The organism is Limnohabitans planktonicus II-D5, from assembly GCF_001270065.2.
Taxonomy (GTDB): domain Bacteria; phylum Pseudomonadota; class Gammaproteobacteria; order Burkholderiales; family Burkholderiaceae_C; genus Limnohabitans_A; species Limnohabitans_A planktonicus.
Genome location: NZ_LFYT02000016.1, coordinates 50,912 through 73,439 on the forward strand (window position 1 = coordinate 50,912; position 22,528 = coordinate 73,439).

Consider the following 22,528-nt stretch of genomic DNA (forward strand, 5'->3'; position numbering starts at 1 on the left):
CATTTGCCCACGGCTGAAAAAAACCAGGCCCACAAATGACAAGCCCGACCGGCGAACCGGTCGGGCTGATGGGCGTGTCACGAGAGGATCACCCCCAAAAATGCCCAAAAGAAGAATTGTCGTTCTGATGGGCGGGGCGCATGAATGCTCCCCAAAAATGCTTCAGTCAGTTTCCCGACGTCAGCGCTTTCACTTTAATCCTGTCCACCGATCACGGTCAAGCTGTTGTTACATGTTTTGCAGGACTTCATGGCTGCCCACGCCGCATTTTCCCCGCCGCATTTGCACCGCCTGCGCCAGGGCCTGCAGCACCGGCGTGGTCTGCGCAAAGCTGATGCAGGCGTCGGTGATGGACACGCCGTGTGCCAGGGGCTGGCCTTCTTTCAGGTCTTGTCGGCCCTCGTTCAGATGGCTTTCAATCATCAGGCCCATGATGCGTGGGTCGCCCGCAGCAATTTGCGCGGCCACATCGTGCGACACCTCAATTTGCTTGGCGTGCTGCTTGCTGCTGTTGGCGTGCGACACGTCCACCATCACCTGCGGCGCAATGCCTGAGGCTTGTAGCGCTTTGCAGGCGGCATCGACATCGGCGGCCGAGTAGTTGGGGGTCTTGCCGCCGCGCAAGATGATGTGCACGTCCCGGTTGCCGCGTGTCTCAAAAATCGCCGCTTGGCCCATCTTGGTCATGCCCATGAAAGCGTGGGGTGCCTTGGCCGCCACGACCGCATCGGCTGCCACTTTGACACCGCCATCGGTGCCATTTTTGAAACCCACCGGGCACGACAGGCCGCTGGCCAGCTGGCGGTGGCTTTGGCTTTCGGTGGTGCGTGCGCCAATCGCGCCCCAGGTGACCAGGTCGCTGATGTATTGCGGGCTGAGCAAGTCCAGAAACTCGGTGCCCACGGGCAGGCCCAGGTCCAGGATGTCCAGCAACAACTTGCGCGCCATCTCCAGGCCTTCGTTCATGGCAAAGCTGCCGTCCAAGTGCGGGTCGTTGATGTAGCCCTTCCAGCCCACGGTGGTGCGGGGTTTTTCAAAATACACGCGCATCACGATCTGCAGGTCTTGGGCGTGCTGGTCGGCCTCTGCCTTGAGCAGCCTGGCGTAAGCAATGGCCTGGTCGTGGTCATGGATCGAGCACGGGCCGACCACCACGACCAGTCGGTCATCTTGGCCCTGCAACACGTTCGAGATGTCCTGGCGCGAACGCTCGACCAGCGCCAGTTGCGCGGACGATGCGGGCAGCCGCTCTTCAAGCAGCGCGGGCGTCATGAGGGGGCGCACTGAGGCAATGCGGGTGTCAACGATGCGGGTTTTGTCTGGGGTGGAAAGCATGGGGGGTCAGCGTCAAATCGCCAAAGTGTAAAGCCCCATCACAGCGGCAAACCCGCCTCTTGCTTGATGTCGCGCAGCACGATGCTCGAGCGCACATGCGAGACGGCGGGCAATTTGAACAGGGTCTGCATCAGGAAATGTTCATACACATCAATGTCTTGCACCATGACGGTCAGCACATAGTCGGCTGTTCCGGTGGTGGAGTAGCAATTCACGATTTGCGGTGTGGCTTGCACAGCGGCAATGAATTCGGCCACGGCTTTTTCGGTGTGTTGGGTCACATTGATCTCGGCCAGCACCATCAGACCCAGACCCACTTTTTTGCGGTCCACCCGCACCGTGTAGCCGGTGATGATGCCTTGCGCCTCCATCTCCTTGATGCGTTTCCAGCAAGGCGTGGTGGACAAGCCCACGCGTTCTGAAATTTGCTGCACGGTCATGCGGGCGTCTTCTTGCAGGGCTTCGAGGATTTTTTGGCTGTAAATGTCTTTCATTCTTCGATTCTAAATATTTATGGTGCTTTATTCTCAAAAACAAGGTAACAAAGAGTCAATCAAGAGGTTTATTCCTGGGGTATAGGCCTATTCTTATCCCACTCTATTTGGGAAAACCTCATGCCGCACACCTGCCCTGACCACACCCCTGACGATGCCCCTGTTGCCCCTGGGCTGCACGATGAACGGCTGAACGACCACATCTGGACGCAACAAGGCCAGGTCTTCTTATCCGGCACACAGGCCTTGGTGCGCTTGATGCTGACCCAGCGTCAGCACGACGAGCGCCGGCACTTGAACACCCGGGGCTTGATCAGCGGCTACCGCGGCTCGCCACTGGGCATGCTGGAGCAAGTCATTTGGCAGCAAGGCGTGCAATTCAAAAACGCGGGCATCGAATTTGTGCCCGCCATCAATGAATCCTTGGGGGCCACGCAATTGATGGACACGCAGCGGTCGGCGCCCAACACCACGCGCACGGTTGATGGCGTGTTTGCCCTGTGGTGCGGCAAGGGGCCTGGGGACGAACGGGCCAGCGAAGCGCTCAAACACGGCAACGCCTTCGGCGTCTCCCCCCACGGCGGCGTGTTGGTGGTGGCGGGCGAAAAGCGCGCCAGCGAGTCATCCGCCAAACCCGCGCACAGCGACCAGGTGTTCCAGTCCTCGCACATGCCTGTGCTCTCGCCCGCCGATGTGTCGGAGCTGATGAGTTTTGGCCTGTATGGTTTTGCGCTGTCGCGTTACACCGGTGCCTGGGTGGGCATGACGACCTTGTCGGAAGTGGTGGACAGCAGCGCCACGGTAGATCTGGCCGCGATCCACATCCAAGTGAACGCTTGGAAAAGCCCGCCAGTCGTACAGACCCAGACCGGGCATGTCGCCCCTGAGCAGCACAAGCGCTGGCCCGATCTGCCTGCACTGCGCAGCGCACCGCGTCAGCAAGACAAACTGGCTGCCGTGGCCGCGTTTGCAAAGGTCAACAGCATTGACTGCAGGGTGATCGACAGCCCGATGGCCCACATCGGCATCGTCACGGCAGGCAAGGCGCACCACGACCTGATGGGGGTGTTTCGCCGCCTGGGCCTGAGCGAAGAGGCGCTCTCGGCAGCGGGCGTGCGCGTGCTCAAACTGGGCCTGACCTACCCCATCGACAGCCCACGCATGCACGCCTTTGCACAAGATTTGCGCGAGGTCTTGGTGATTGAAGAAAACGCCCCCATCGTGGCGCAGCAAATGCGCGAGCTGTTCAAGGACGAAACTGCACGGCCCAACATCGTTGGCCAACACGACGCCCTGCCCCAACTGTCCACGCGGGGTGACATGCAGCCATCTGCGCTGATCGTGCAAGTGGCGCAGTGGCTGCAGCAACACACAGGCAGCGCATTGGGCATCCCACACCTCCCATATGAAGGGCTTCGGCGTGGGCAACTGTCGGGGCTGAAGCCACCGACCTACGCATACCTGCCTTCGTAGGTCGGTAGATTTAGCTCCGACATGGGTGGCTCCGGCACAGGCCCATGTCGGGGCTAAAGCCACCGACCTACGCATACCTTGGCACTCGTAGGTCGGTACTCGAAGAGTCCGACGCTGCACGCATGGCTCAAAGCGCCGGATGCAGGCGATGATGGTCAATCAAACAAAACGTCGGGGTCTTCGACCGCCGACCTACGCATACCGTGTCCCCCGTAGGTCGGTAGCTTTAGCTCCGACATGGGTGGCTCCGGCACAGGCCCATGTCGGCCCCCTTTTCAGGAGACCCGCGCCACATCAACCAAAGCGCGCTGGCAAATAGGGGGCCGGGTCGATCCAGGGGTGCTGGCCGTGGACCATTTCTGCCAGCAGGCGCCCGGCCACGGGCCCCAGCGTGAAGCCTTGGTGGGCGTGGCCGAAGTTGAACCACAGCCCTTTGTGGCGCGGCGCTGGACCCATGACGGGCAGCATGTCGGCGGTGCAAGGGCGTGCGCCCATCCAAGGCGGCTCGGGCAGGGGCTCGCCCAAGTCCAGCAGTTGGCGTGCCAGGGCTTCGGCTTTGGCCAGTTGCACAGGCGTGGGCGGGGCATCCAGCGGGGCAAACTCTGCGCCCGTGGTCAGGCGCAGGCCGCGCTGCATGGGGGCCAGCACATAGCCACGCTCGGCATCGAGCAGCGGCTGGCGCAGCGCAACAGGTGCCCGGTAATGCTGGTGATAACCGCGTTTGACGAACAGTGGAAAGCGATAACCCAGCGTGCGGATCACGCCATCGGCCCAAGGCCCCAGCGCCAGCACGGCTTGTTCGGCCTGCACGCGGCCCTCAGGGGTCTGCACCGACCAGCCTGCGCCCTGCGCCTGAAAGCCCGTCGCCTCGCCCTTCAACAAACGACCGCCTCGGGCGACAAAGAGATCGGCATAGCGCTGCACCAAAGCACCCGGGTCTTGCACGGCCCAGGGATCGAGCCAGTGCACCGCCCCTGCCAAAGGCAAGCGCAAGGCGGGCTCGGCTTGCGCCAGCTGGGCGCTGCTCTCGGCTTGGTGGCGCACGCCAAAACGCGCTTGCAGCAAGGCCGCCCGCTGCACGGCTTCATCGAGCGCCTGGTGCGTGTGAAACACCAACCTGAAACCGTCGCGCTTAACGAGGTCCTGGGCAACCGCCGCGTTCAACAGCAGCTCGTGTTCATCCGTGGCGTGGGCAATGAGGCGGCTGTAGGCCTCGGTGGCGCGTGCATGCGCGGCAGGCGAAGACTGGCGAAAGTAGCGCAGCAGAGAGCCGCCCATTTGCCACAAACCCCGGGCATGCCAATTCACTTCGGCACCCCGCCCCAAGGCGGCGTTCAGCAAAAAACCCGGCTCACGCGGAAAGGCATAGGGCTCCACCGCCTCGCGCTGGATCAGGCCCGCGTTGCCAAATGAGGTCTCCTGGCCCGGTGCCCGCCGGTCCAGCAGCAGCACCTCAAAGCCGCGCTGCTGCAAATGCAAAGCCGTGCAGGTGCCGACCATGCCGGCGCCCACAACAAGGATGGAAGAAGTCATGCGGTACCCCGTTGCGGTTCGTGCGTGCTCGCAGGCCTCAGGCGCTGCGACACATCCCCATGAAAATGGCCAGTATAGAGACCCGCCCATGCCCCATCGACCGCTGCCCGCGCGCAAGGGGATGCCCCCTGTTTAAACTCACGCCCCATGAGCACCATCACCACTGACACCCTCCAACAATCCCTGACCGAGCTGTTTGCCCCCTGGGTTCAAGCCCTGAATCTGAAAGTGGAGCGCTTCGATGCCGACAGCGTGACGCTTCGGCTGCCACAAAGCGACCAATTGTCGCGGGTGGGCGGCATGCTGTGCGGCCAGGCCATGATGGCTGCGGCCGACACGGCCATGGTCTTGGCCCTGATCGCGCAGTTTGGCGCGTTTCGCCCCTGCAGCACGGTGCAACTGTCAAGCACCTTCATGAAGCCGCTGTCTGGGCAAGATGCCCTCATCACCGCCCGGGTGCTGCGCGCAGGCAAGGCCATGGCCTTTGGCGAGATTGACCTGGCCGGGGCCGACGACGGCAAGAGCGTTTTTCGGGCCAGCACGACCTACGCCTTGATGTAGGGCGAGCGCCGGACGGGCTTGGCTACAATACGCGCATTCTTGTTTTGAGGTTCCTCATGTCTGCTCACAACGACGCCCCTGCTTCTGACGATCCCGTTGAAAACGTGGTCAAGCACATCCCCGTGGTCATTCCGGCTGCTGGCGCATTGCTGATTTTCCTGCTGGCCTTCATCGCCGTCTTCATGGCCTGAAGCTTTTGCACTCTGCGGTGCCCGCCCCTCTGGGCAGCCCCATTGAGCCCCACACAACCCGCAACAGCTCACGCTTTGCGGGTTTTGTTTTGGGCGGGCGTTGAATGCAGGGGCTGCTGTGGACGTCGTCTCATGCGGATGGCCCCTGTAGGTCGGCGGTCGAAGACCCCGACGTTTGGCTGATGGAACCCCTTCGCTTGCTGCCAGCGCTTTCTGTAATGCGGGCAACGTCGGACTCTTCGAGTACCGACCTACGGGGACAGGCATTTGTTATGGCGGGCATTGACCGTTTCGGACCTACAGGGGCCACGGTACTCGTAGGTCGGTGGTCGAAGACCCCGACGATTCGCTTGATGGGCCTCATTCGCCTGCTGCCAGCGCTTGGTGCCAAACGGGCAGCGTCGGACTCTTCGAGTGCCGACCTACGGGGACAGGCATTTGTTATGGCGGGCATTGACCATTTCGGACCGACAGGGGCCACGGTATTCGTAGGTCGGCGGTCGAAGACCCCGACGTTTTGGCTGATGGACCCCCTTCGCCTGAAGCTCGTCACACGCCGTTGCACACCCGCAGCACCTGCGGGCCATAGGCTTTGAGCTTTTTGACGCCCAGCCCGCTGATGCCTTGCAGCTGCACCAAGCCTCGACTCAAGCCAGAGATTAGGGTTTGTACGGGGATTATTTGCACTGCGCGCGCTGTGCTGGAAAATTGCTTCATGCAACAAACATCAGGAGAACGAAGTGCCAAGAGCTGTCAAGACGTGGGCCGACAAGAAGCGTGCGAAGCCCCCGCACACCGTGACGCTGGACAAGGATTTTGCGGGTGTACCGGCCGGATCGCGACTGCTCATCTCATGCCCGATGGAGCTTGAGGACTATTTGAAAAGACATGTGCCGTACGGAACAAGGAAAGAAATCCAGCAGGTACGGCGTGAGCTTGCTTCGCTTCATGGTGCGGACGCCACTTGCCCAGTCTCCACTGCGATCTTTTTGAGGACAGTGGCTGAGGCTGCTTGGGACGAGATTTGCGGTGGCAAGGCCACGACCGACGTGGCACCGTTTTGGCGGGTGATTGATCCGAAGTCACCGCTGGCCAAAAAGCTCCGCGCTGGCGTTCAGTGGATTGAGCAACAGCGGCTTGCGGAGCAGGCGTAGTTTGGCGGCTATCTGCATATGCTGCGATGTGCAAGATCAAATCCAGGTGGCCCGCATTCGGCACCAGCGCGAAGCCGGGTACCAAGACGGAGAGGTTTGAAGCGGCGCCACTGGCTTTCAGATGCGCGCGAAGCAAAAGTCTCGGATGTGACTTGGTCAGGGCTGTTTCGCAAGCTTTGGGTTGTTTCCCGGTTGCACAAAAGGGGGCTTCTCGCCACAGTGCAAAGCTGTTGCTGAGCACACAAGGAGTCCCCCGTCATGAAACTGAACGTCAACGGCAAATCCCACGCGCTGGATGTCGAACCCGAAATGCCCTTGTTGTGGGCTTTGCGCGACGAGCTCGACATCAAAGGGCCTAAATTTGGCTGTGGCGTGGCCCAGTGCGGATCGTGCACGGTGCTGCTCAATGGCGAGCCGGTGCGCTCTTGTGTTTACCCGGTTTCGGGCGCTGCGGGGCAAAAGGTCATCACCATCGAAGGCTTGGCCGACAAGGGCCGCTTGCACGCGATTCAGCAAGCCTGGATTGACCACCAAGTGCCGCAGTGCGGTTACTGTCAGGGCGGGCAGATGCTCGCGGCCGTGGCCTTGCTCAAGAAAAAGCCCAAACCCACCGATGAAGACATCGATGCGGCCATGACCAACATTTGCCGTTGTGGCACCTATGCCCGCATCCGCACCGCCATCCACGCCGCTGCCAAGAAAGGGACCCGCGCATGAGCACCCCAGACCTGACCTCCGGCATGGACCGTCGCCACTTCTTGAAGATTTCCAGCACCGCCGCCGCAGGCTTGTCGGTGGGGTTCTTTGTGCCGCAAAGCGCGCAGGCTGCCAACACGCCCCAACTGAATGTGTGGGTCGAAATCGAGCCCAACGACACCATTGTCATCCGCTACGCCCGCGCTGAAATGGGCCAAGGCAGCATGACTTCTGCGCCCATGATGATCGCCGAGGAGTTGGAGGCCGATTGGAAAAAAGTGCGCGTCGAGTACGCCACAGCGCATGAAAACCTGCGCACCAAACGTGCCTATGGCGACATGGCTTCGGTGGGCAGCCGCACCATCCGCAATTCACAGGAATACCTGCGCAAAGCCGGTGCCACCGGTCGCGAGATGCTGATTGCCGCTGCCGCTCAGCAGTGGGGCGTGCCAGCCAGCGAGTGCAAGGCAGCGCTGAGCAAAGTCACCCATGTGCCCAGCAAGCGAACACTCAGCTACGGCAAACTGGCCGCAGCGGCTGCCAAGCTGGAAGCCCCCAAAGACGTCAAGCTCAAAGACCCCAAAGACTGGACATTGATCGGCAAGTCCATCCCCCGTGTGGACATTCCCGACATCGTGACCGGTCGCGTGAAGTACGGCATCGACGCGCAAGTGCCTGGCATGCTGCACGCGGCCATTGCCGCTTGCCCGGTGTTCAACGGCACCGTCAAAAGCATGGACGCCTCCAAGGTGGAAAATCGCAGGGGCATCGTCAAGGTGTTGAATTTGGGCACCTTTGTGGCCGTGGTAGCCGACAACTGGTGGCGCGCCAAAGAAGCGCTGCGCGATGTGGCGGTGGACTGGGATGTGGGCGAGCACGGCACCTTGAGCAGCGCCGCGATCATGGCCCACTTCAAAGCCGGTATGGATCAGCCAGAACTGGCGGTGGCACGCAACGATGGCAACACGGCTGATGCGCTGAGCAAGTCTGCCAAGGTCATTGAGGCTGAATACTTCACGCCCTATTTGGCGCACGCCACCATGGAGCCCATGGTGTGCACCGCTTGGCTGCAGGGTGACCAACTCGATGTGTGGTGCTCAACGCAAAACCCGGAATCCACCTTGGCCGTGGCGGCGGCGACTGCGGGCGTGCCTCAGGCCAATGTGAAAGTGCACCCCATGCAATTGGGTGGAGGTCTCGGGCGCAAAAGCCCGCAAGATTTCACGCGCCAAGCCGTCACGATTGCCAAGGCCATGCCCGGCAAGCCCATCAAAATGCTGTGGTCTCGTGAAGAGGAAATCCAGCACGGCTTGTACCGCCCAGCCAGCCTGATGCGTTTCAAGGCGGGCTTGAGTGCCACGGGCAAAGCCGAGGCACTGCACATCCGCGTCAGTGCCCCATCCATCTTGGCCACCTTGCTGAAGCTGCCCTTGCCCAAAGGGGTGGACGGTCAGGCGGTGGCTTGTTTCAACGACCACCCCTACGACATCCCGAACACCTTGGTGGACTATGCCCAGCGCAACACCAATGTGCCCGTGGGTTTTTGGCGCACTGTGGGGCATTCGCAAAACCCGTTTGGGCGTGAGTGCTTCATCGACGAGATGGCCCAGGCTGCAGCGCAAGACCCGGTGGCGTACCGCTTGGCCATGCTGCCCAACAATGAAAAAGCCAACCGCGACCGTGCGATCTTGCTGGCCGTGACCAAAGCGGCCGGGTGGGACAAAAAACCTGCGCCGGGTGTGTTCCGGGGCGTGGCCGCCACCGACGGTTATGGCAGCTGGACGGCGTGCGTGTGCGATGTCTCCATCAACGCCAAAAACGAGGTCAAGATCCACCGCATCGTGATCGGCATTGACCCCGGTTATGCCGTCAACCCCGACAACATCGTGGCCCAGTTCCAGGGCAGCGTGGTGCACGGTTTGACCGCCATTTTCTGGGGTGAAAACACCATCAAGGATGGGCGTGTGGAGCAATCCAACTTCCACGATTACCGCATGATGCGTTTGAACGAAATGCCCAAGGTGGACGTGGTGATTGCGCCCACGGGCGGCTTCTGGGGCGGGGTGGGCGAGCCCGCTCAGGCGCCTTTGGCACCGGCGGTGGCCAACGCCATTTCGGCCGCTTTGGGCAAACGCATCCGCAGCTTGCCCTTGAAGAACCATGGTTTGACTTTGGCACGCGCATGACGGTGCTGGGCTTGGCGCGGGTGTGGGCCTTGGTGTTCAGCGCTGGCTGGGGCTGGGCCGCTGCGCAAACGCCTGATGTCCTTCAATCTGGCTCGCCGGAGCGGGGCAAAGCCTTGCTTTTGCAAAGACAAGACAGCGGCTGTGTGCTGTGCCACCAAGTGCAGGGTTTGCCTGCGGGTGGCGCACTCGGCCCGTCTTTGGTCGGTTTGCCCGAGCGCAGCACCAAAGATCAAGCCCGCGAGCGCATCGCCGATGCCCGGCGCTTCAACCCGCAAACCATCATGCCCGCCTATTTCAGTACCGAGGGTTTGTACAAAGTGGCGACCCCCTACAAGGGGCAAACCATTTTGACGGCGCAGGGACTTGAAGACATCTTGAGTTACTTGTTCTTGCCCAGCAAGGCCACGCCATGAAGTGGCCCACATTGACCCGTCGTGAAGGCTTGCGGCAAGCGCTGCGGGCCGGACTTTATGGGGCTGCTGTTCAGCTGTGGCCCAGCCAAGCCCAAGACATGGCATCGGGCCAGTTGTTGAGTGTGGCGAAAATGATCGAGCCCCTGACCCAAGGCGCTCGTGTGTTGGAGCAAGACGTGAAATGGGTGGCCCCCGTGTTGGCCGACAACGGCACTTTGGTGCCTGTCACGGTGCAAGTGCAAAGCCCCATGACGCCCCAAGACCATGTGACGCATGTGTACCTGTTGTCTCAGCGCAATCCGGTGACGCGCATGGCGGTTTTCCATTTGGGCCCTTGGAACGGACGTGCCGAAGTCAGCACGCGCCTGCGCTTGGCGGGCACCCAGCAAGTGGTCGCGTTGGCACGCTTGTCCAATGGTGAGTTTCGTTATGGTCAGATGGAAATCATCGTCACCGAGTCGGCTTGCGTCGACGCTTCATGAACATGGCATTTACACGCATCCAATGGCCTGAACGCGTCTTGGCGGGGGATGTGGTCAAAGTTCGTCTGCTGGTGCAACACCCCATGGACACGGGTTATCTGCAAGACCTGTTGGGCAAGTTGGTGCCGCGCAACGTGATCCAGTCACTGACTTGCACTTGGGGCCAGCAAGTGGTGTTTCGCGTGGAGCCTTCTTCGGGTATTTCGGCCAATCCTTTATTCGAATTTTTTGTGCGAGCAGAACAAACGGCCGAAATGCATGTGGAGTGGACCGATGACCGGGGTGTCAAAGGCAGCTTGCGGCAAATTCTGCCGGTCTTGCCCAAAAGCAGCCCCTGAGCGCATGCGCATTCGAGCGTTCGCGTCGATGTTAGCAGCAGGGTGTGAGCGCACCGTGATCAAGGTGTGCTTGTTGGTCCTTATGTTCCTTGCGTTGTGGGGGGGCAGTGGGTACGCCGTTGCGCAGACGCCAGAGCCACCCGCGCGCAGCTTGCCTTTGTCGCAGATCAAATCGGGCCTGCATTATTCGGGCAAGGATGTGCAAGCCTTGCAAGCCGATGAGTTTGCCAACCCCGCCCAACTCTGGCTGAGCCAAGGGGCGCAGGCTTGGGCCCAGCCCAGTGCCGCCAATGGCAAATCGTGCGTGAGTTGTCACGGCGCAGTGGCCACCAGCATGAAAGGCGTCGCCACGCGTTATCCCGCCATCGACGCTGCCAGTGGGCGACTGTTCAACCTCGAAGACCGCATCAACCAATGCACCACGCGCCACCAGCAAGCGGCGGCCATGCCCCCTGAATCAGATGCCCTGCTAGGCTTGAGTTTGCTGGTGACGCAGGCCTCCAAAGGCATGCCTTTGAGTGTAGACATTGGCGGTGCGGCGCGCGGCCACTGGCAAGCCGGGGCGACCCTGTTTTCACAACGTCAAGGCCAAATGAATTTGTCATGCGCCCAATGTCATGACCAAAATTTTGGGCAACGCCTGTACACCGACCTGCTGAGTCAAGGGCAGCCCAATGGCTACCCGGTGTACCGTCTGGAATGGCAAAAGCCAGGATCGCTGGAGCGGCGCTTGCGCAGTTGTTATGCCGGTATTCGCGCCGAAGTTCCGCCTTGGGGTGCTTTGGAGATGCGGCAATTGGCGCTGTACCTGATGTGGCGCGGCGAGGGCTTGCCCATCGAGGTGCCGGCTGTGCGCAAGTGATCAAACAACCCGTTGCAAGAGGCAACCTCAGCTGGAAAGCAAACGGAAGCCCGAGGCCAAACAACGAAGCGAGCAAAGTTCCATCGATCCGGCGCGTTCTCATCGAGGAGTGTTTCAACGTAAAGCCCATCGGACCGCCGTAGGCGGTCCGATGGGCCGTAAAGTTAAGTTTCATTGCGCATTTCACGTTTTCGCTCCATGGCTGTAACCGACACAGAGAAGCAGAGCTTTTCGAAGAACTGACGCGCCCCTGGGCGCTCCGCTCTGAGTACCCAGGTGACACTTGGCTCACCTTCCACGAGCGAGCGCACAAGACGAGAACCAATTCCGCCACGCCGATGCTCCTCGGAAACGACAAGCATGGAAAGGTACCCGTTGGACAGGTCATCGGTTACCCCGCGGCAGAATCCGACCACTTCCCCTGCGTTTACCGCCACCACGCATTTGGAGCGCTTCACAAGCTTCTGAAGCCACGCTGCGTCCGGCACCCGATGCACCCACCCATTTTCAGAAAGGAGAGCATGGATGGAGGAAATTTCGGTTGGTAGTGGCGCGCGGAATTCCATGTGACTTAACGTAGAAGTCACCGGCGCTGCGCGGCCTTATCGCGAAGCGTCCGTGTGGACTGCCGGGTTAGCGCTTTCCAAAGACTTCATCCATCACTGAGTAAAACGTGAGTTCGCGGGGTTTGTCGATGTTGTCAAGCATCGCTTGGATGTCGATGTGTCCCGGTGCGTACTCAGTGATCTTGATGCGCTTCTTTGTTGCTGCTTCTTCAAATACTGGCTCGGTGCCTTTGACTTTCCAGCCGGGGTCTATGGACTCGATTTGCTGAATAAGGGCAGAGGTTAAGTTTTCCCCGTCAGGAGTGAAATGCTCCGGCCCCAGCTTTATCGTCTGATGCTTGTGGTTGAAGTTCAGGTACAGACTCCAAGGCTCGACCGGCCTGCCACCATCGGCAAAGTAACCCATAACGTAGCCGAGCATCCGCATGACTGAATGCTCGTGCATGGCATACGCCAAATGGTTGCCGTTTTGGACAAGGTAAAGGCTCCAGCGGAACCCGAACAGTTTATTGAGAAAGCCCATTTGAAGCTCCTAAGCGCTAACGTGATGTAGATCGCAAAATCCGGTGGATACATCCGGGACAAGTCGATACATCCTGTGAAAGAAATTGCGGCAAATGACGTGCAGCAAGGCTTTGGGACTTGGGTGTTGTTAAATCATGCAGGTATAAATTTCCCATGAAACCAGGTGCTCCTTTTCTATTCCACCTGCTGGCCGACCCAACTGTGCGAATGGATTCTGGGTACGCAATATGAGTAAAAAAACAAATTCTACTTTTATTCGATTCTTTTTATGCAATTCAATCCCTTTTTGCCCGGCTGTGCGCAAATGATCAAGCCCCCCCGTTGCAAACCCGCAGCACCTGCGCGCCATACGCTTCGAGTTTCTTCACGCCCAGCCCGCTGATGCCTTGCAGGTCGCCCAAACTTTGCGGGGCGCTCTCGGCAATTGCAGCCAGCGTCGCGTCATGAAAAATCACATACGCGGGCAGGTTGTGTTCTTTGGCCACCTCGGCCCGCCAGGCTTTGAGGTTGATGTAGCGGACCATCGCGTCTTGCCCCAGATTGGCTGCAGCGGGTGCTGGGGCGTTGCGGGTGCGGCTGCGTTTGTCGCTGCGCTGGCTCGTGCTTTCGCGCAACTGCACGGGCACGTCGCCTTTGAGCACGGCGCGCGAGGCTTCGGTCAGGTGCAGGGTGCTGAAGCCTTCTTCGGTGTGCACATGCAGCGCGCCAATGGCGATCAGCTGGCGCATCACGGCGCGCAGTTGCTGCTCGCTGTACTCGGCCCCCACACCAAAGGTGCTGATGCTTTCGTGGCCGCGCTGCGCCACCTTGTCGGTCTTCTTGCCGCGCACGATGTCCATGGTGTGGCCCGCGCCAAAGCTGTGGCCGCTGCTTTGCTGCGTGCGGTAGACGGTGGACAGCAGTTTGCGGGCCGCGTCGGTGCCGTCCCACACCTGTGGCGGGTGCAGGCAGTTGTCGCAGTTGCCGCAAGGCGTGCTGGGCTCGCCAAAGTAGCCCAAAAGCCGCACGCGTCGGCAGTCGGTCGCCTCGGCCAGGGCCAGCAGCGCGTCGAGCTTGCCGCGCATGACCTGTTTGAACTCTTCGCCCGCCGGGCTCTCGTCGATCATGCGGCGCTGGTTCACCACGTCTTGCAGGCCATAGGCCATCCACGCGTCAGACGCGAGACCGTCGCGCCCGGCGCGGCCCGTTTCCTGGTAATAGCCTTCAATGTTTTTGGGCATGTCCAGGTGCGCCACAAAGCGCACATCGGGCTTGTCAATGCCCATGCCAAAGGCCACGGTGGCCACCATCACCACACCCTCTTCGCGCAAAAATTCGTTCTGGTGGCGCTGACGCACGGCGGCGTCCAGGCCCGCGTGGTAGGGCAGCGCATGGATGCCCGACTCGCACAACATGACCGCGATCTCTTCGACCCGTTTGCGCGACTGGCAATAGACCACGCCTGCTTCTTCCGGGTGCTCGCGTTCGATGAAACGCAGCAGCTGGGTGCTGGCGTCTTTTTTTTCGACGATGGTGTAGCGGATGTTGGGCCGGTCAAAGCTGCTGATGAACAGCTCGGCGCTTTCCAGCTGCAAGCGTTCCACGATGTCGGCGCGGGTCAGCGCATCGGCCGTGGCCGTGAGCGCCACACGCGGCACGCTGGGGTAGCGCTCGTGCAGCACCGACAGGCCCCGGTACTCGGGACGGAAGTCGTGGCCCCACTGGCTCACGCAATGCGCTTCGTCGATCGCAAACAGGCTGAGCAGTCCGCGCTCGAGCAGCGAATCCATCTGGGCCAAAAAGCGGCCGTTGGTCACACGCTCGGGCGCTGCATAAAGCAGGGTGATTTCGCCACGCAATAGGCGGCGCTCGATGTCGCTGGCTTCTTCGCTGGTCAGGGTGGAGTTCAGAAATGCGGCGCTCACGCCTGCTTCGTGCAGCGCACCGACCTGGTCGTGCATGAGCGCAATCAGGGGCGAGACGACAACGGTGATGCCGTGGCCTGCCCGCTGGCGCGCAATGGCGGGCACCTGGTAGCACAGCGACTTGCCCCCGCCCGTGGGCATGAGCACCAGCGCATCGCCGCCAGCGGCCACATGGTCGATGATGGCTTGCTGCGGGCCGCGAAAAGCGTCGTAGCCAAAAACTTCGCGCAGGATGGGCAGGTGGGGGGACACGTTCGGGGTGTGACAGCTTTTTAGAAGTGGTGATTGTCCGCTATTGATGGGGTGGGTTTTGCGGGTGTGGTGTGGGTGGGTGAGGGCGGTCACAGGCTTCCTCATACGGCGGGGGTACGCCAAAATCGTCACCCTCTGCCCGCCCTCACCCACCCACACAAGACCATGGGCTGCACGGCTAACACTTCCCGGTCCAGCGTTTATTTCCAGTTATTCATCCGGCACGCTGAAGTTTGAAATGGGTGAGAACTGTCATCTCGCAGGTCGGTGGCTTCAGCCCCGACATGCAACCTGCGCCAAAGCCAGCAATGTCGGGGCTGAAGCCACCGACCTACAAAAAACTTTGACCCTTGAAAACTTCACAGGGCCGAATCTGTAACATCTTAGCCATGCACACCTCTGCCCTCGTCCTGTTTTCCGGTGGTCAGGACTCCACCACCTGTCTGGCCCATGCCTTGAACCGTTACGAACGTGTCGAAACCCTGGCGTTTGACTATGGACAGCGGCACAAGGTCGAGCTGGATGCTCGATTGAACGTGCTGGCGGCCATCAAGTCGCGGTTCCCGCAATGGGCCACCAAGATGGGCGAAGACCACCTGCTGGACGCTGGCATCCTGGGCCAGATCAGCGAAACGTCGCTGACCCGCGACACGGCCATCGTCATGGAAACCTCGGGCCTGCCCAACACCTTTGTGCCGGGGCGCAACCTCTTGTTCCTCACCTTGGCAGCGGCGCTGGCTTATCGCCGGGGATTGCAGGTCATCGTCACGGGCGTGTGCGAGACTGATTTTTCGGGCTACCCCGACTGCCGCGACGACACCATGAAGGCCATGCAGGTGGCTTTGTCGTTGGGCATGGACCGCAGGCTGCTGATCGAGACCCCGCTCATGTGGATCGACAAGGCCCAGACCTGGCAGCTGGCGCATGACTTGGGCCAAAAGGCCGATGCCGATGGTGGAGGTCAGGCGCTGGTGGATGTGATCGTGGAGCACAGCCACACCTGTTATCTGGGCGAACGAACCCAGCGCCACGATTGGGGTTATGGCTGCGGCCAGTGCCCGGCTTGCCAATTGCGGGCTGCGGGGTTTGGGCGGTGGACAAGCCGCTGAGACGGTCAAGACCCCCCACCCAAATGCCTGACCCCGTAGGTCGGTACTCGAAGAGTCCGACGTTGCACGCTTAGCACCAAGCGCTGGCTACAGGCGACGGTGCTCCATCAAGTCAAACGTCGGGGTCTTCGACCGCCGACTTACGCATACCGTGGTCCCTGTCCGTTTGAAACGGTCAATGCCCGCCGATACAAATGCCTGACCCCGTAGGTCGGTACTCGAAGAGTCCGACGTTGCATGCTTGGCTCCAAGCGCTGGCTACAGGCGACGGTGGTCCATCAAGTCAAACGTCGGGGTCTTCGACCGCCAACCTACGATTACCGTGGTCCCTGTCCGTTTGAAACGGTCAATGCCCGCCGATACAAATGCCTGACCCCGTAGGTCGGTACTCGAAGAGTCCGACGGTGCATGCTTGGCACCAAGCGCTGGCCGCAGGCGATAGTGGTCCATCAGGCCAAACGTCGGGGTCTTCGACCGCCGACCTACGAATGCCGTGGTCCCTGTCCGTTTGAAACGGTCAATGCCCGCCGATACAAATGCCTGACCCCGTAGGTCGGTACTCGAAGAGTTCGACGTTGCATGCTTGGCACCAAGCGCTGGCCGCAGGCAATAGTGGTCCATCAAGCCAAACGTCGGGGTCTTCGACCGCCGACCTACGAATACCTTGTCAAGGCCTGGGCATTCACTTTGTGCGGTAACTAACAAAAACCACCTGTCAATAGTTTTTATAAATTGATGTAATAAAATTAATTGGATCGTAAAAGCTTATTAATATTTTTATACTGAGCGCCTGTCGTTTTTCGGAGTTCATCATGACCTTCACCGCATCCCCTGTCGCGCATCAGCCCCTTTGGCTGGAAGTGTTGGCGGCGATGGCGCAAGCGTTCTGAACAGACTTTTTTCACATACAGGAAAGCCCTATGACTGCCCCATCTCCCTCCAAGTGCCCTTTTCATGCATCGACTGGCGCTCGCGCCACACATGGCGCTCAATCGAATGCCGATTGGTGGCCCAACCAGTTAAACCTGAGCATCTTGCACCAGCACCAGCCGGTTTCCAACCCCATGGACCCGGATTTCAATTACGCCGAGGCCTTCAAAAACCTCGACTTTGCCGCGCTCAAACAAGACATGGTCGCGCTCATGACCGATTCGCAGGACTGGTGGCCGGCCGACTGGGGCCATTACGGCGGTTTGTTCATCCGCTTGGCCTGGCACAGTGCGGGCTCCTACCGCACGGCCGATGGTCGCGGTGGGGCTGGCACGGGCAATCAGCGCTTTGCGCCGCTCAACAGCTGGCCTGACAACGGCAACCTCGACAAGGCACGCCGCCTGCTGTGGCCGCTCAAGCAAAAGTATGGCAACGCCATCTCTTGGGCTGACTTGTATGTGTTGGCGGGCAATGTGGCCATGGAAACCATGGGCTTCAAGACCTTTGGTTTTGGCGGAGGCCGCGAAGACATCTGGGCCCCCGAGGAAGACATCTCCTGGGGTGCCGAAAAGGAATGGCTGGCCACCAGCGACAAGCCGGACAGCCGCTACAGCGGTGACCGCGAACTGGCGAACCCTTTGGCTGCGGTGCAGATGGGCTTGATCTATGTGAACCCGGAAGGCCCGGACGGCAAACCCGATCCGGTGGCCAGTGGCCGCGACGTGCGCGATACCTTCGCCCGCATGGCCATGGACGACTACGAAACCGTGGCCTTGATCGCTGGCGGCCACACCTTTGGCAAGGCCCACGGCGCAGGTGACCCCCAACTGGTCGGCCCCGAACCCGAAGCCGCCCCCATGGAAGCCATGGGTTTTGGCTGGATCAACCAGCACGGCAGCGGCAAAGGCGCTGACACCACCACCAGCGGCATCGAAGGTGCCTGGAAACCCAACCCCACCACCTGGGACATGGGTTACTTCAAAGTGTTGTTCAAGTACGAGTGGGAACTGGTCAAGAGCCCCTCGGGCGCGCACCAGTGGCTGGCCAAGGACGTGGCCGAAGAAGACCTGGTCGCCGATGCCCACATCCCCGGCAAGAAACACCGCCCGATGATGACCACGGCCGACCTCTCGCTGCGCATGGACCCTGCTTACGAAAAAATCTCGCGCCACTTCCTGGCCCACCCCGACGAGTTTGCCGATGCCTACGCCCGTGCATGGTTCAAGCTGACGCACCGCGACATGGGACCCAAGTCTTTGTACCTCGGCCCCGAAGTGCCCGCTGAAGACCTGATCTGGCAAGACCCGGTGCCCACTGTTCAGCACCCCCTGATCGACGCCCAAGACGCCGCAACCCTCAAAGCGCAGGTCTTGGCCTCGGGCTTGACTATCAGCGAGCTGGTGTCCACCGCCTGGGCCTCGGCCAGCACATTCCGCAGCTCGGACAAGCGCGGCGGTGCCAACGGCGCGCGCATTCGCCTGGCTCCACAGCGCAACTGGGAAGTCAACCTGCCTGAGCAACTGGGCAAGGTCTTGGCCGTGCTGGAAGGCATTCAGCAAGCCTTCAACGCAGCGCAATCTGGCGGCAAGCAAGTGTCGATGGCCGATTTGATCGTGCTGGCGGGCAACGCAGGCGTCGAAGCCGCAGCCCGTGCGGCCGGTCATGCCGTGGACGTGCCTTTCCACCCTGGCCGCACCGATGCCACGCCCGAGCAAACCGATGCCGAGTCGTTTGCCGTGCTCGAGGCAGAGGCCGATGGCTTTCGCAACTACCGCAAACAGGCTTACAGCGTGTCTCCCGAGGCCATGCTGCTGGACAAAGCGCAGCTGCTCAGCCTGAGCGCCCCTGAAATGGCGGTGCTGGTGGCCGGTCTTCGCGTGTTGGGCGCCAACCACGGCGGCAGCTCACAAGGCGTGTTCACGCAGCGCCCTGGCCAACTGACCCCTGACTTTTTCGTCAACCTGGTCGACATGTCCACCGCTTGGGCACCCGTGGGCGACAACCGCTATGAAGGCCGCGACCGCAAGAGTGGCGCGGTCAAGTGGACAGCCTCCCGCGTGGACCTGGTCTTTGGCTCCAACTCACAGCTGCGCGCCTTGGCCGAGGTCTATGCGCAAAACGACAACCAGACCAAGTTCGTGCGTGATTTCGTCACCGCATGGCACAAGGTCATGGAACTGGACCGCTTCGATCTGAAGTGAGTCTTTGCGGCAGGCGCGGCTTGAGCGCCTGCTGATTGATCCGGCAAGTTGTAGGTCGGCACTCGCAGAGTCCGACATTTGCCCAAACAAGCACATGCCCATGACAGGGCGGTACGGGCAAATCACACAAACGTCGGGGTCTTCGACCACCGACCTACGAATACCTTCGTCGGTGTCTTCGACTCGCCCGATAAATCACCGCAACCCCGTAGGTCGGCACTCGAAGAGTCCGACATGATGGGATTCGGCACAGGGCCGGATCAACAGAAACTCCAGTCCCTGCGGGCAGCTGCAGGGACTTTTTTACAATGTGGCGATGAAACACCTGAACTACACCCGCGCCCAGGCGCTGCCCGAGATCCTGAAAAACCGCATCGCCATCCTCGACGGGGCCATGGGCACCATGATCCAGCGCTTCAAACTGACCGAGGCTGACTACCGGGGTGAGCGTTTCAAGGACTTTCCCAAAGACGTCAAGGGCAACAACGAGCTGCTGAGCCTGACCCGCCCCGACGTGATCCGCGACATCCACGAAGGGTATCTCGCCGCTGGCGCTGACCTGATCGAGACCAACACCTTTGGTGCCACAACCATCGCCCAGGCTGACTACGACATGCAGCACCTCGCCCGCGAGATGAATTTGCAATCGGCCAAACTGGCCCGCGCTGCCTGCGACAAGTTTTCCACGCCCGACAAGCCCCGCTTTGTGGTCGGCGCTTTAGGCCCCACGCCCAAAACCGCCAGCATCAGCCCTGATGTGAACGACGCCGGTGCCCGCAACGTGACCTTTGAAGAATTGCGCGCCGCCTATTACGAGCAGGTGGAGGCCTTGGTGGAGGGCGGCTCGGACGTGCTGTTGGTCGAGACGATTTTTGACACGCTCAACGCCAAGGCCGCGCTGTTTGCCATCGAAGAATTCTTTGAAGCCAGCGGCCAGCGCCTGCCCCTCATCATCAGCGGCACGGTGACCGATGCTTCTGGTCGCATCTTGAGTGGCCAGACCGTTACCGCCTTCTGGCACAGCGTGCGCCACGCCCAACCGCTGGCCATTGGCCTGAACTGCGCCTTGGGGGCGACGCTCATGCGGCCCTACATCCAAGAATTGAACAAGGTCGCGGGCGACACCTTCATCAGCTGTTACCCCAACGCCGGCCTGCCCAACCCCATGAGCGACACCGGCTTTGACGAAACGCCCGAAGTCACCAGCCGCCTGCTGCACGAGTTCGCCGCCGAAGGCCTGGTCAACATCGTGGGCGGCTGCTGCGGCACCACACCTGAGCACATCGGCGCCATCGGCAAGGCCGTCGCCCCCCTAGCTCCGCGTGGTGTGCATGGCGGGTTCTTTTACAAAGAAGCGGCCTGAGCAGGGCAACCGCCAGATGCGCGCCATGCCCCGGCCCGTGTCAGGCGCTGCCGGTTGATCGTGCAATGCGGCCCTTCGTAGGTCGGTGGTCGGAGACCCCGACGTTTGGTGGAGTTGTCCTTGGCGCCTGGACATGGGCTTGTGCTTATGCTGGTAAACGTCGGACTCTTCGAGTGCCGACCTACGAGGTGGTGGTCATTTTTCCGTGTTGGTGGGAGACCCCGTCATGGGTTGGTCAGCGCGATAGCGATTGAGTGGGCGCAAGTGCCATGCGTAGGTCGGTGGTCGGAGACCCCGACGTTTGGGTGATTTGTCCTTGCCGCCTGGACATGGGCATGCGCTTGTGCTGGCAAACGTGGGACTCTTCGAGTGCCGACCTACGAGGTGGTGGCCATTTTTCCATGGTGGTTGGAGGACGCGACGAGGCATTTGTAGGTCGGTGGTCGGAGACCCCGACGTTTGGGTGATTTACCCGTGCCGCCCAGACATGGGCATGCGCTTGTGCTGGCAAACGTCGGACTCTTCGAGTACCGACCTACGAGGCGGCGGTCATTTTTCCGTGGTGGTGGTAGACCCCGTCATGGGTTGGTCAGCTCGATAGCGATTGAGTGGGCGCAAGTGCCATGCGTAGGTCGGTGGTCGGAGACCCCGACGTTTGGTTGATTGACCCGTGCCACCTGAAGAGGGCATGCGCTTGTGCGGCAGATGTCGGACTCTTCGAGTGCCGACCTACGAGGTCATGTGCTCTTGTAGGTCAGTGGCCAACAACCCCGACATGGGGCTTGACCGCCTTGATGCGAGCTTTGAGAATTTCTGACACAAAAATCAGGGAGGTCTCATGCGATATCGGCGGTCATTTGTGGAGGGGGGGACATTTTTCTTCACCTTGGTCACACACGGGCGTGCCCCGTGGTTTGCCCATACGCCTTGGGTCCAGGCGCTGGGTGAGACGATGCGGCAGGTGCGCCATAAGCATCCGTTTGAAACCCTGGCCATTGCAGTGATGCCCGATCACCTGCACTGCATCTGGCGACTGCCCGAGGGCGACACCGATTACGGCACACGCTGGATGCTGATCAAACAAGGCGTCACGCGTTGCATCCGCGTTCAACACCCCCGGGCCAAAGTCTGGCAAGACCGATTTTGGGAACACACCATCCGCAACGACAGAGACTATGCGGCGCATTGCAACTACATCCACTACAACCCTGTCAAACACGGCCTGGTCGCGCTGGCCGGAGATTGGCCACACAGCTCATTTGAACGATTCGTGGCCGAAGACATTTACGACCTCAAATGGGGCATCAGCGCCATGCCCCGCATGCCCACATCTTCACCCGGCGAATGAGCCACCCCCCAAACAGGGCTATGCCGTTTTGTAGGTCGGTGGTCGCAGACCCCGTCATGGGTTGGTTCAGCGCGATAGCGATTGAGCCGCCGCAGGTGCCATGCGTAGGTCGGTGGTCGGAGACCCCGACGTTTGGTTGATTTGTCCTTGGCGCCTGGACATGGGCATGTGCTTGTGCGGGCAGATGTCGGACTCTTCGAGTGCCGACCTACGAGGTGGTGGTCATTCGTTGGTGGTGGGAGAGCCCGACGTTTTTGTGATTCAACCGTGCCGCCCGACGAGGCCATGCGTAGGTCGGTGGTCGAAGACCCCGACGTTTGGTTGATTTGTCCTTGTCACCTGGACAGGGGCATGAGCTTGTGCGGGCAGATGTCGGACTCTTCGAGTGCCGACCTACGAGGTGGCGGTGATTTGTTGGTGGTGGGAGACCCCGACGTTTTTGTGATTCAACCGTGCCGCCCGACGAGGCAATGCGTAGGTCGGTGGTCGGAGACCCCGACGTTTGGGTGATTTGTCCTTGACGCCTGGACATGGGCATGTGCTTGTGCGGGCAGATGTCGGACTCTTCGAGTGCCGACCTACGAGGTGGTGGTCATTCGTTGGTGGTGGGAG

Annotated in this window: 21 protein-coding genes; 14 read left to right on the top strand and 7 right to left on the bottom strand. The window is 60.7% G+C overall.

Features of this window, described 5'->3' with window-relative positions:
• Nucleotides 1-228 precede the first annotated feature (228 nt).
• On the bottom strand, nucleotides 229-1,335 hold the full coding sequence (locus tag H663_RS33200) for a 3-deoxy-7-phosphoheptulonate synthase (RefSeq protein WP_053172971.1): 1,107 nt from the start codon (nucleotides 1,333-1,335) through the stop codon (nucleotides 229-231).
• 38 nt (nucleotides 1,336-1,373) lie between these two features.
• Entirely contained in the window at nucleotides 1,374-1,829 is a 456-nt protein-coding gene (locus H663_RS33205; protein ID WP_053172973.1) for an Lrp/AsnC family transcriptional regulator, read from the bottom strand.
• 120 nt (nucleotides 1,830-1,949) lie between these two features.
• Here H663_RS33205 and H663_RS33210 point away from each other — a divergent pair, with 120 nt between their 5' ends.
• Nucleotides 1,950-3,302: a hypothetical protein gene (locus tag H663_RS33210; RefSeq protein ID WP_053172974.1), complete on the top strand. Its 1,353-nt coding sequence runs from the start codon at nucleotides 1,950-1,952 to the stop codon at nucleotides 3,300-3,302.
• Between the two features lie 294 nt (nucleotides 3,303-3,596).
• Here H663_RS33210 and H663_RS33215 read toward each other — a convergent pair whose 3' ends face one another.
• Nucleotides 3,597-4,835: an NAD(P)/FAD-dependent oxidoreductase gene (locus tag H663_RS33215; protein WP_053172975.1), complete on the bottom strand. Its 1,239-nt coding sequence runs from the start codon at nucleotides 4,833-4,835 to the stop codon at nucleotides 3,597-3,599.
• Nucleotides 4,836-4,982: 147 nt separating this feature from the next.
• Between H663_RS33215 and H663_RS33220 the strand changes: the two genes are divergently transcribed.
• Together H663_RS33220 and H663_RS42405 are read left to right on the top strand one after the other, a co-directional pair.
• Complete coding sequence (locus tag H663_RS33220; protein WP_053172977.1) at nucleotides 4,983-5,396, top strand: PaaI family thioesterase; 414 nt, start codon at nucleotides 4,983-4,985, stop codon at nucleotides 5,394-5,396.
• A 56-nt stretch (nucleotides 5,397-5,452) separates the two neighbouring features.
• On the top strand, nucleotides 5,453-5,587 hold the full coding sequence (locus H663_RS42405; protein WP_255350715.1) for a hypothetical protein: 135 nt from the start codon (nucleotides 5,453-5,455) through the stop codon (nucleotides 5,585-5,587).
• A 549-nt stretch (nucleotides 5,588-6,136) separates the two neighbouring features.
• Here H663_RS42405 and H663_RS41635 read toward each other — a convergent pair.
• Nucleotides 6,137-6,304: a hypothetical protein gene (locus H663_RS41635; protein ID WP_165803916.1), complete on the bottom strand. Its 168-nt coding sequence runs from the start codon at nucleotides 6,302-6,304 to the stop codon at nucleotides 6,137-6,139.
• 80 nt (nucleotides 6,305-6,384) lie between these two features.
• On the opposite strand from H663_RS41635, the gene H663_RS33225 reads away from it, so the two are divergent.
• The 7 genes from H663_RS33225 (at nucleotide 6,385) to soxA (ending at nucleotide 11,718) form a co-directional block, all read left to right on the top strand.
• Nucleotides 6,385-6,741 (top strand): hypothetical protein, encoded by a 357-nt coding sequence (locus H663_RS33225; RefSeq protein WP_133240024.1) that lies wholly within the window; start codon nucleotides 6,385-6,387, stop codon nucleotides 6,739-6,741.
• Between the two features lie 258 nt (nucleotides 6,742-6,999).
• Nucleotides 7,000-7,458, top strand: a complete 459-nt coding sequence (locus tag H663_RS33230; RefSeq protein ID WP_053172983.1) for a (2Fe-2S)-binding protein — start codon at nucleotides 7,000-7,002, stop codon at nucleotides 7,456-7,458.
• A complete protein-coding gene (locus tag H663_RS33235; RefSeq protein WP_053172985.1) occupies nucleotides 7,455-9,623 on the top strand; it encodes a xanthine dehydrogenase family protein molybdopterin-binding subunit in 2,169 nt (722 codons plus the stop codon). Before H663_RS33230 ends, H663_RS33235 begins: the two co-directional genes overlap by 4 nt.
• Nucleotides 9,620-10,036 carry a sulfur oxidation c-type cytochrome SoxX gene (gene soxX, locus H663_RS33240; RefSeq protein ID WP_053172987.1) on the top strand — a complete coding sequence of 139 codons (417 nt, stop codon included), beginning with the start codon at nucleotides 9,620-9,622 and terminating at the stop codon, nucleotides 10,034-10,036. The genes H663_RS33235 and soxX overlap by 4 nt, the downstream gene beginning before the upstream one ends.
• Nucleotides 10,033-10,518 carry a thiosulfate oxidation carrier protein SoxY gene (locus H663_RS33245; RefSeq protein WP_053172988.1) on the top strand — a complete coding sequence of 162 codons (486 nt, stop codon included), beginning with the start codon at nucleotides 10,033-10,035 and terminating at the stop codon, nucleotides 10,516-10,518. The genes soxX and H663_RS33245 overlap by 4 nt, the downstream gene beginning before the upstream one ends.
• Nucleotides 10,515-10,856, top strand: coding sequence for a thiosulfate oxidation carrier complex protein SoxZ (gene soxZ / locus H663_RS33250; RefSeq protein ID WP_083451188.1), 342 nt, complete (start codon nucleotides 10,515-10,517; stop codon nucleotides 10,854-10,856). Before H663_RS33245 ends, soxZ begins: the two co-directional genes overlap by 4 nt.
• 82 nt (nucleotides 10,857-10,938) lie before the next feature.
• The gene (gene soxA, locus H663_RS33255; RefSeq protein ID WP_240620529.1) at nucleotides 10,939-11,718 is read left to right on the top strand and encodes a sulfur oxidation c-type cytochrome SoxA; all 780 of its coding nucleotides are present in this window, start codon (nucleotides 10,939-10,941) and stop codon (nucleotides 11,716-11,718) included.
• A 164-nt stretch (nucleotides 11,719-11,882) separates the two neighbouring features.
• Here soxA and H663_RS33260 read toward each other — a convergent pair whose 3' ends face one another.
• From H663_RS33260 to recQ, 3 genes are all read right to left on the bottom strand, one after another.
• Entirely contained in the window at nucleotides 11,883-12,284 is a 402-nt protein-coding gene (locus H663_RS33260; RefSeq protein WP_053172994.1) for a GNAT family N-acetyltransferase, read from the bottom strand.
• A gap of 67 nt (nucleotides 12,285-12,351) precedes the next feature.
• Nucleotides 12,352-12,807, bottom strand: coding sequence for a hypothetical protein (locus H663_RS33265; protein ID WP_053172996.1), 456 nt, complete (start codon nucleotides 12,805-12,807; stop codon nucleotides 12,352-12,354).
• A gap of 310 nt (nucleotides 12,808-13,117) precedes the next feature.
• Entirely contained in the window at nucleotides 13,118-14,965 is a 1,848-nt protein-coding gene (gene recQ, locus H663_RS33270; protein WP_053172997.1) for a DNA helicase RecQ, read from the bottom strand.
• A gap of 389 nt (nucleotides 14,966-15,354) precedes the next feature.
• On the opposite strand from recQ, the gene queC reads away from it, so the two are divergent.
• The 4 genes from queC to H663_RS33290 all read left to right on the top strand — a co-directional run bounded on the left by queC (nucleotide 15,355) and on the right by H663_RS33290 (nucleotide 21,916).
• Complete coding sequence (gene queC / locus H663_RS33275) at nucleotides 15,355-16,074, top strand: 7-cyano-7-deazaguanine synthase QueC (RefSeq protein ID WP_053172999.1); 720 nt, start codon at nucleotides 15,355-15,357, stop codon at nucleotides 16,072-16,074.
• 920 nt (nucleotides 16,075-16,994) lie between these two features.
• Nucleotides 16,995-19,205, top strand: a complete 2,211-nt coding sequence (katG, locus tag H663_RS33280; protein WP_053173001.1) for a catalase/peroxidase HPI — start codon at nucleotides 16,995-16,997, stop codon at nucleotides 19,203-19,205.
• Between the two features lie 316 nt (nucleotides 19,206-19,521).
• Nucleotides 19,522-20,568 (top strand): homocysteine S-methyltransferase family protein, encoded by a 1,047-nt coding sequence (locus tag H663_RS33285; protein WP_053173003.1) that lies wholly within the window; start codon nucleotides 19,522-19,524, stop codon nucleotides 20,566-20,568.
• Between the two features lie 838 nt (nucleotides 20,569-21,406).
• A complete protein-coding gene (locus H663_RS33290) occupies nucleotides 21,407-21,916 on the top strand; it encodes an REP-associated tyrosine transposase (protein ID WP_053173005.1) in 510 nt (169 codons plus the stop codon).
• Nucleotides 21,917-22,528: the final 612 nt, after the last annotated feature.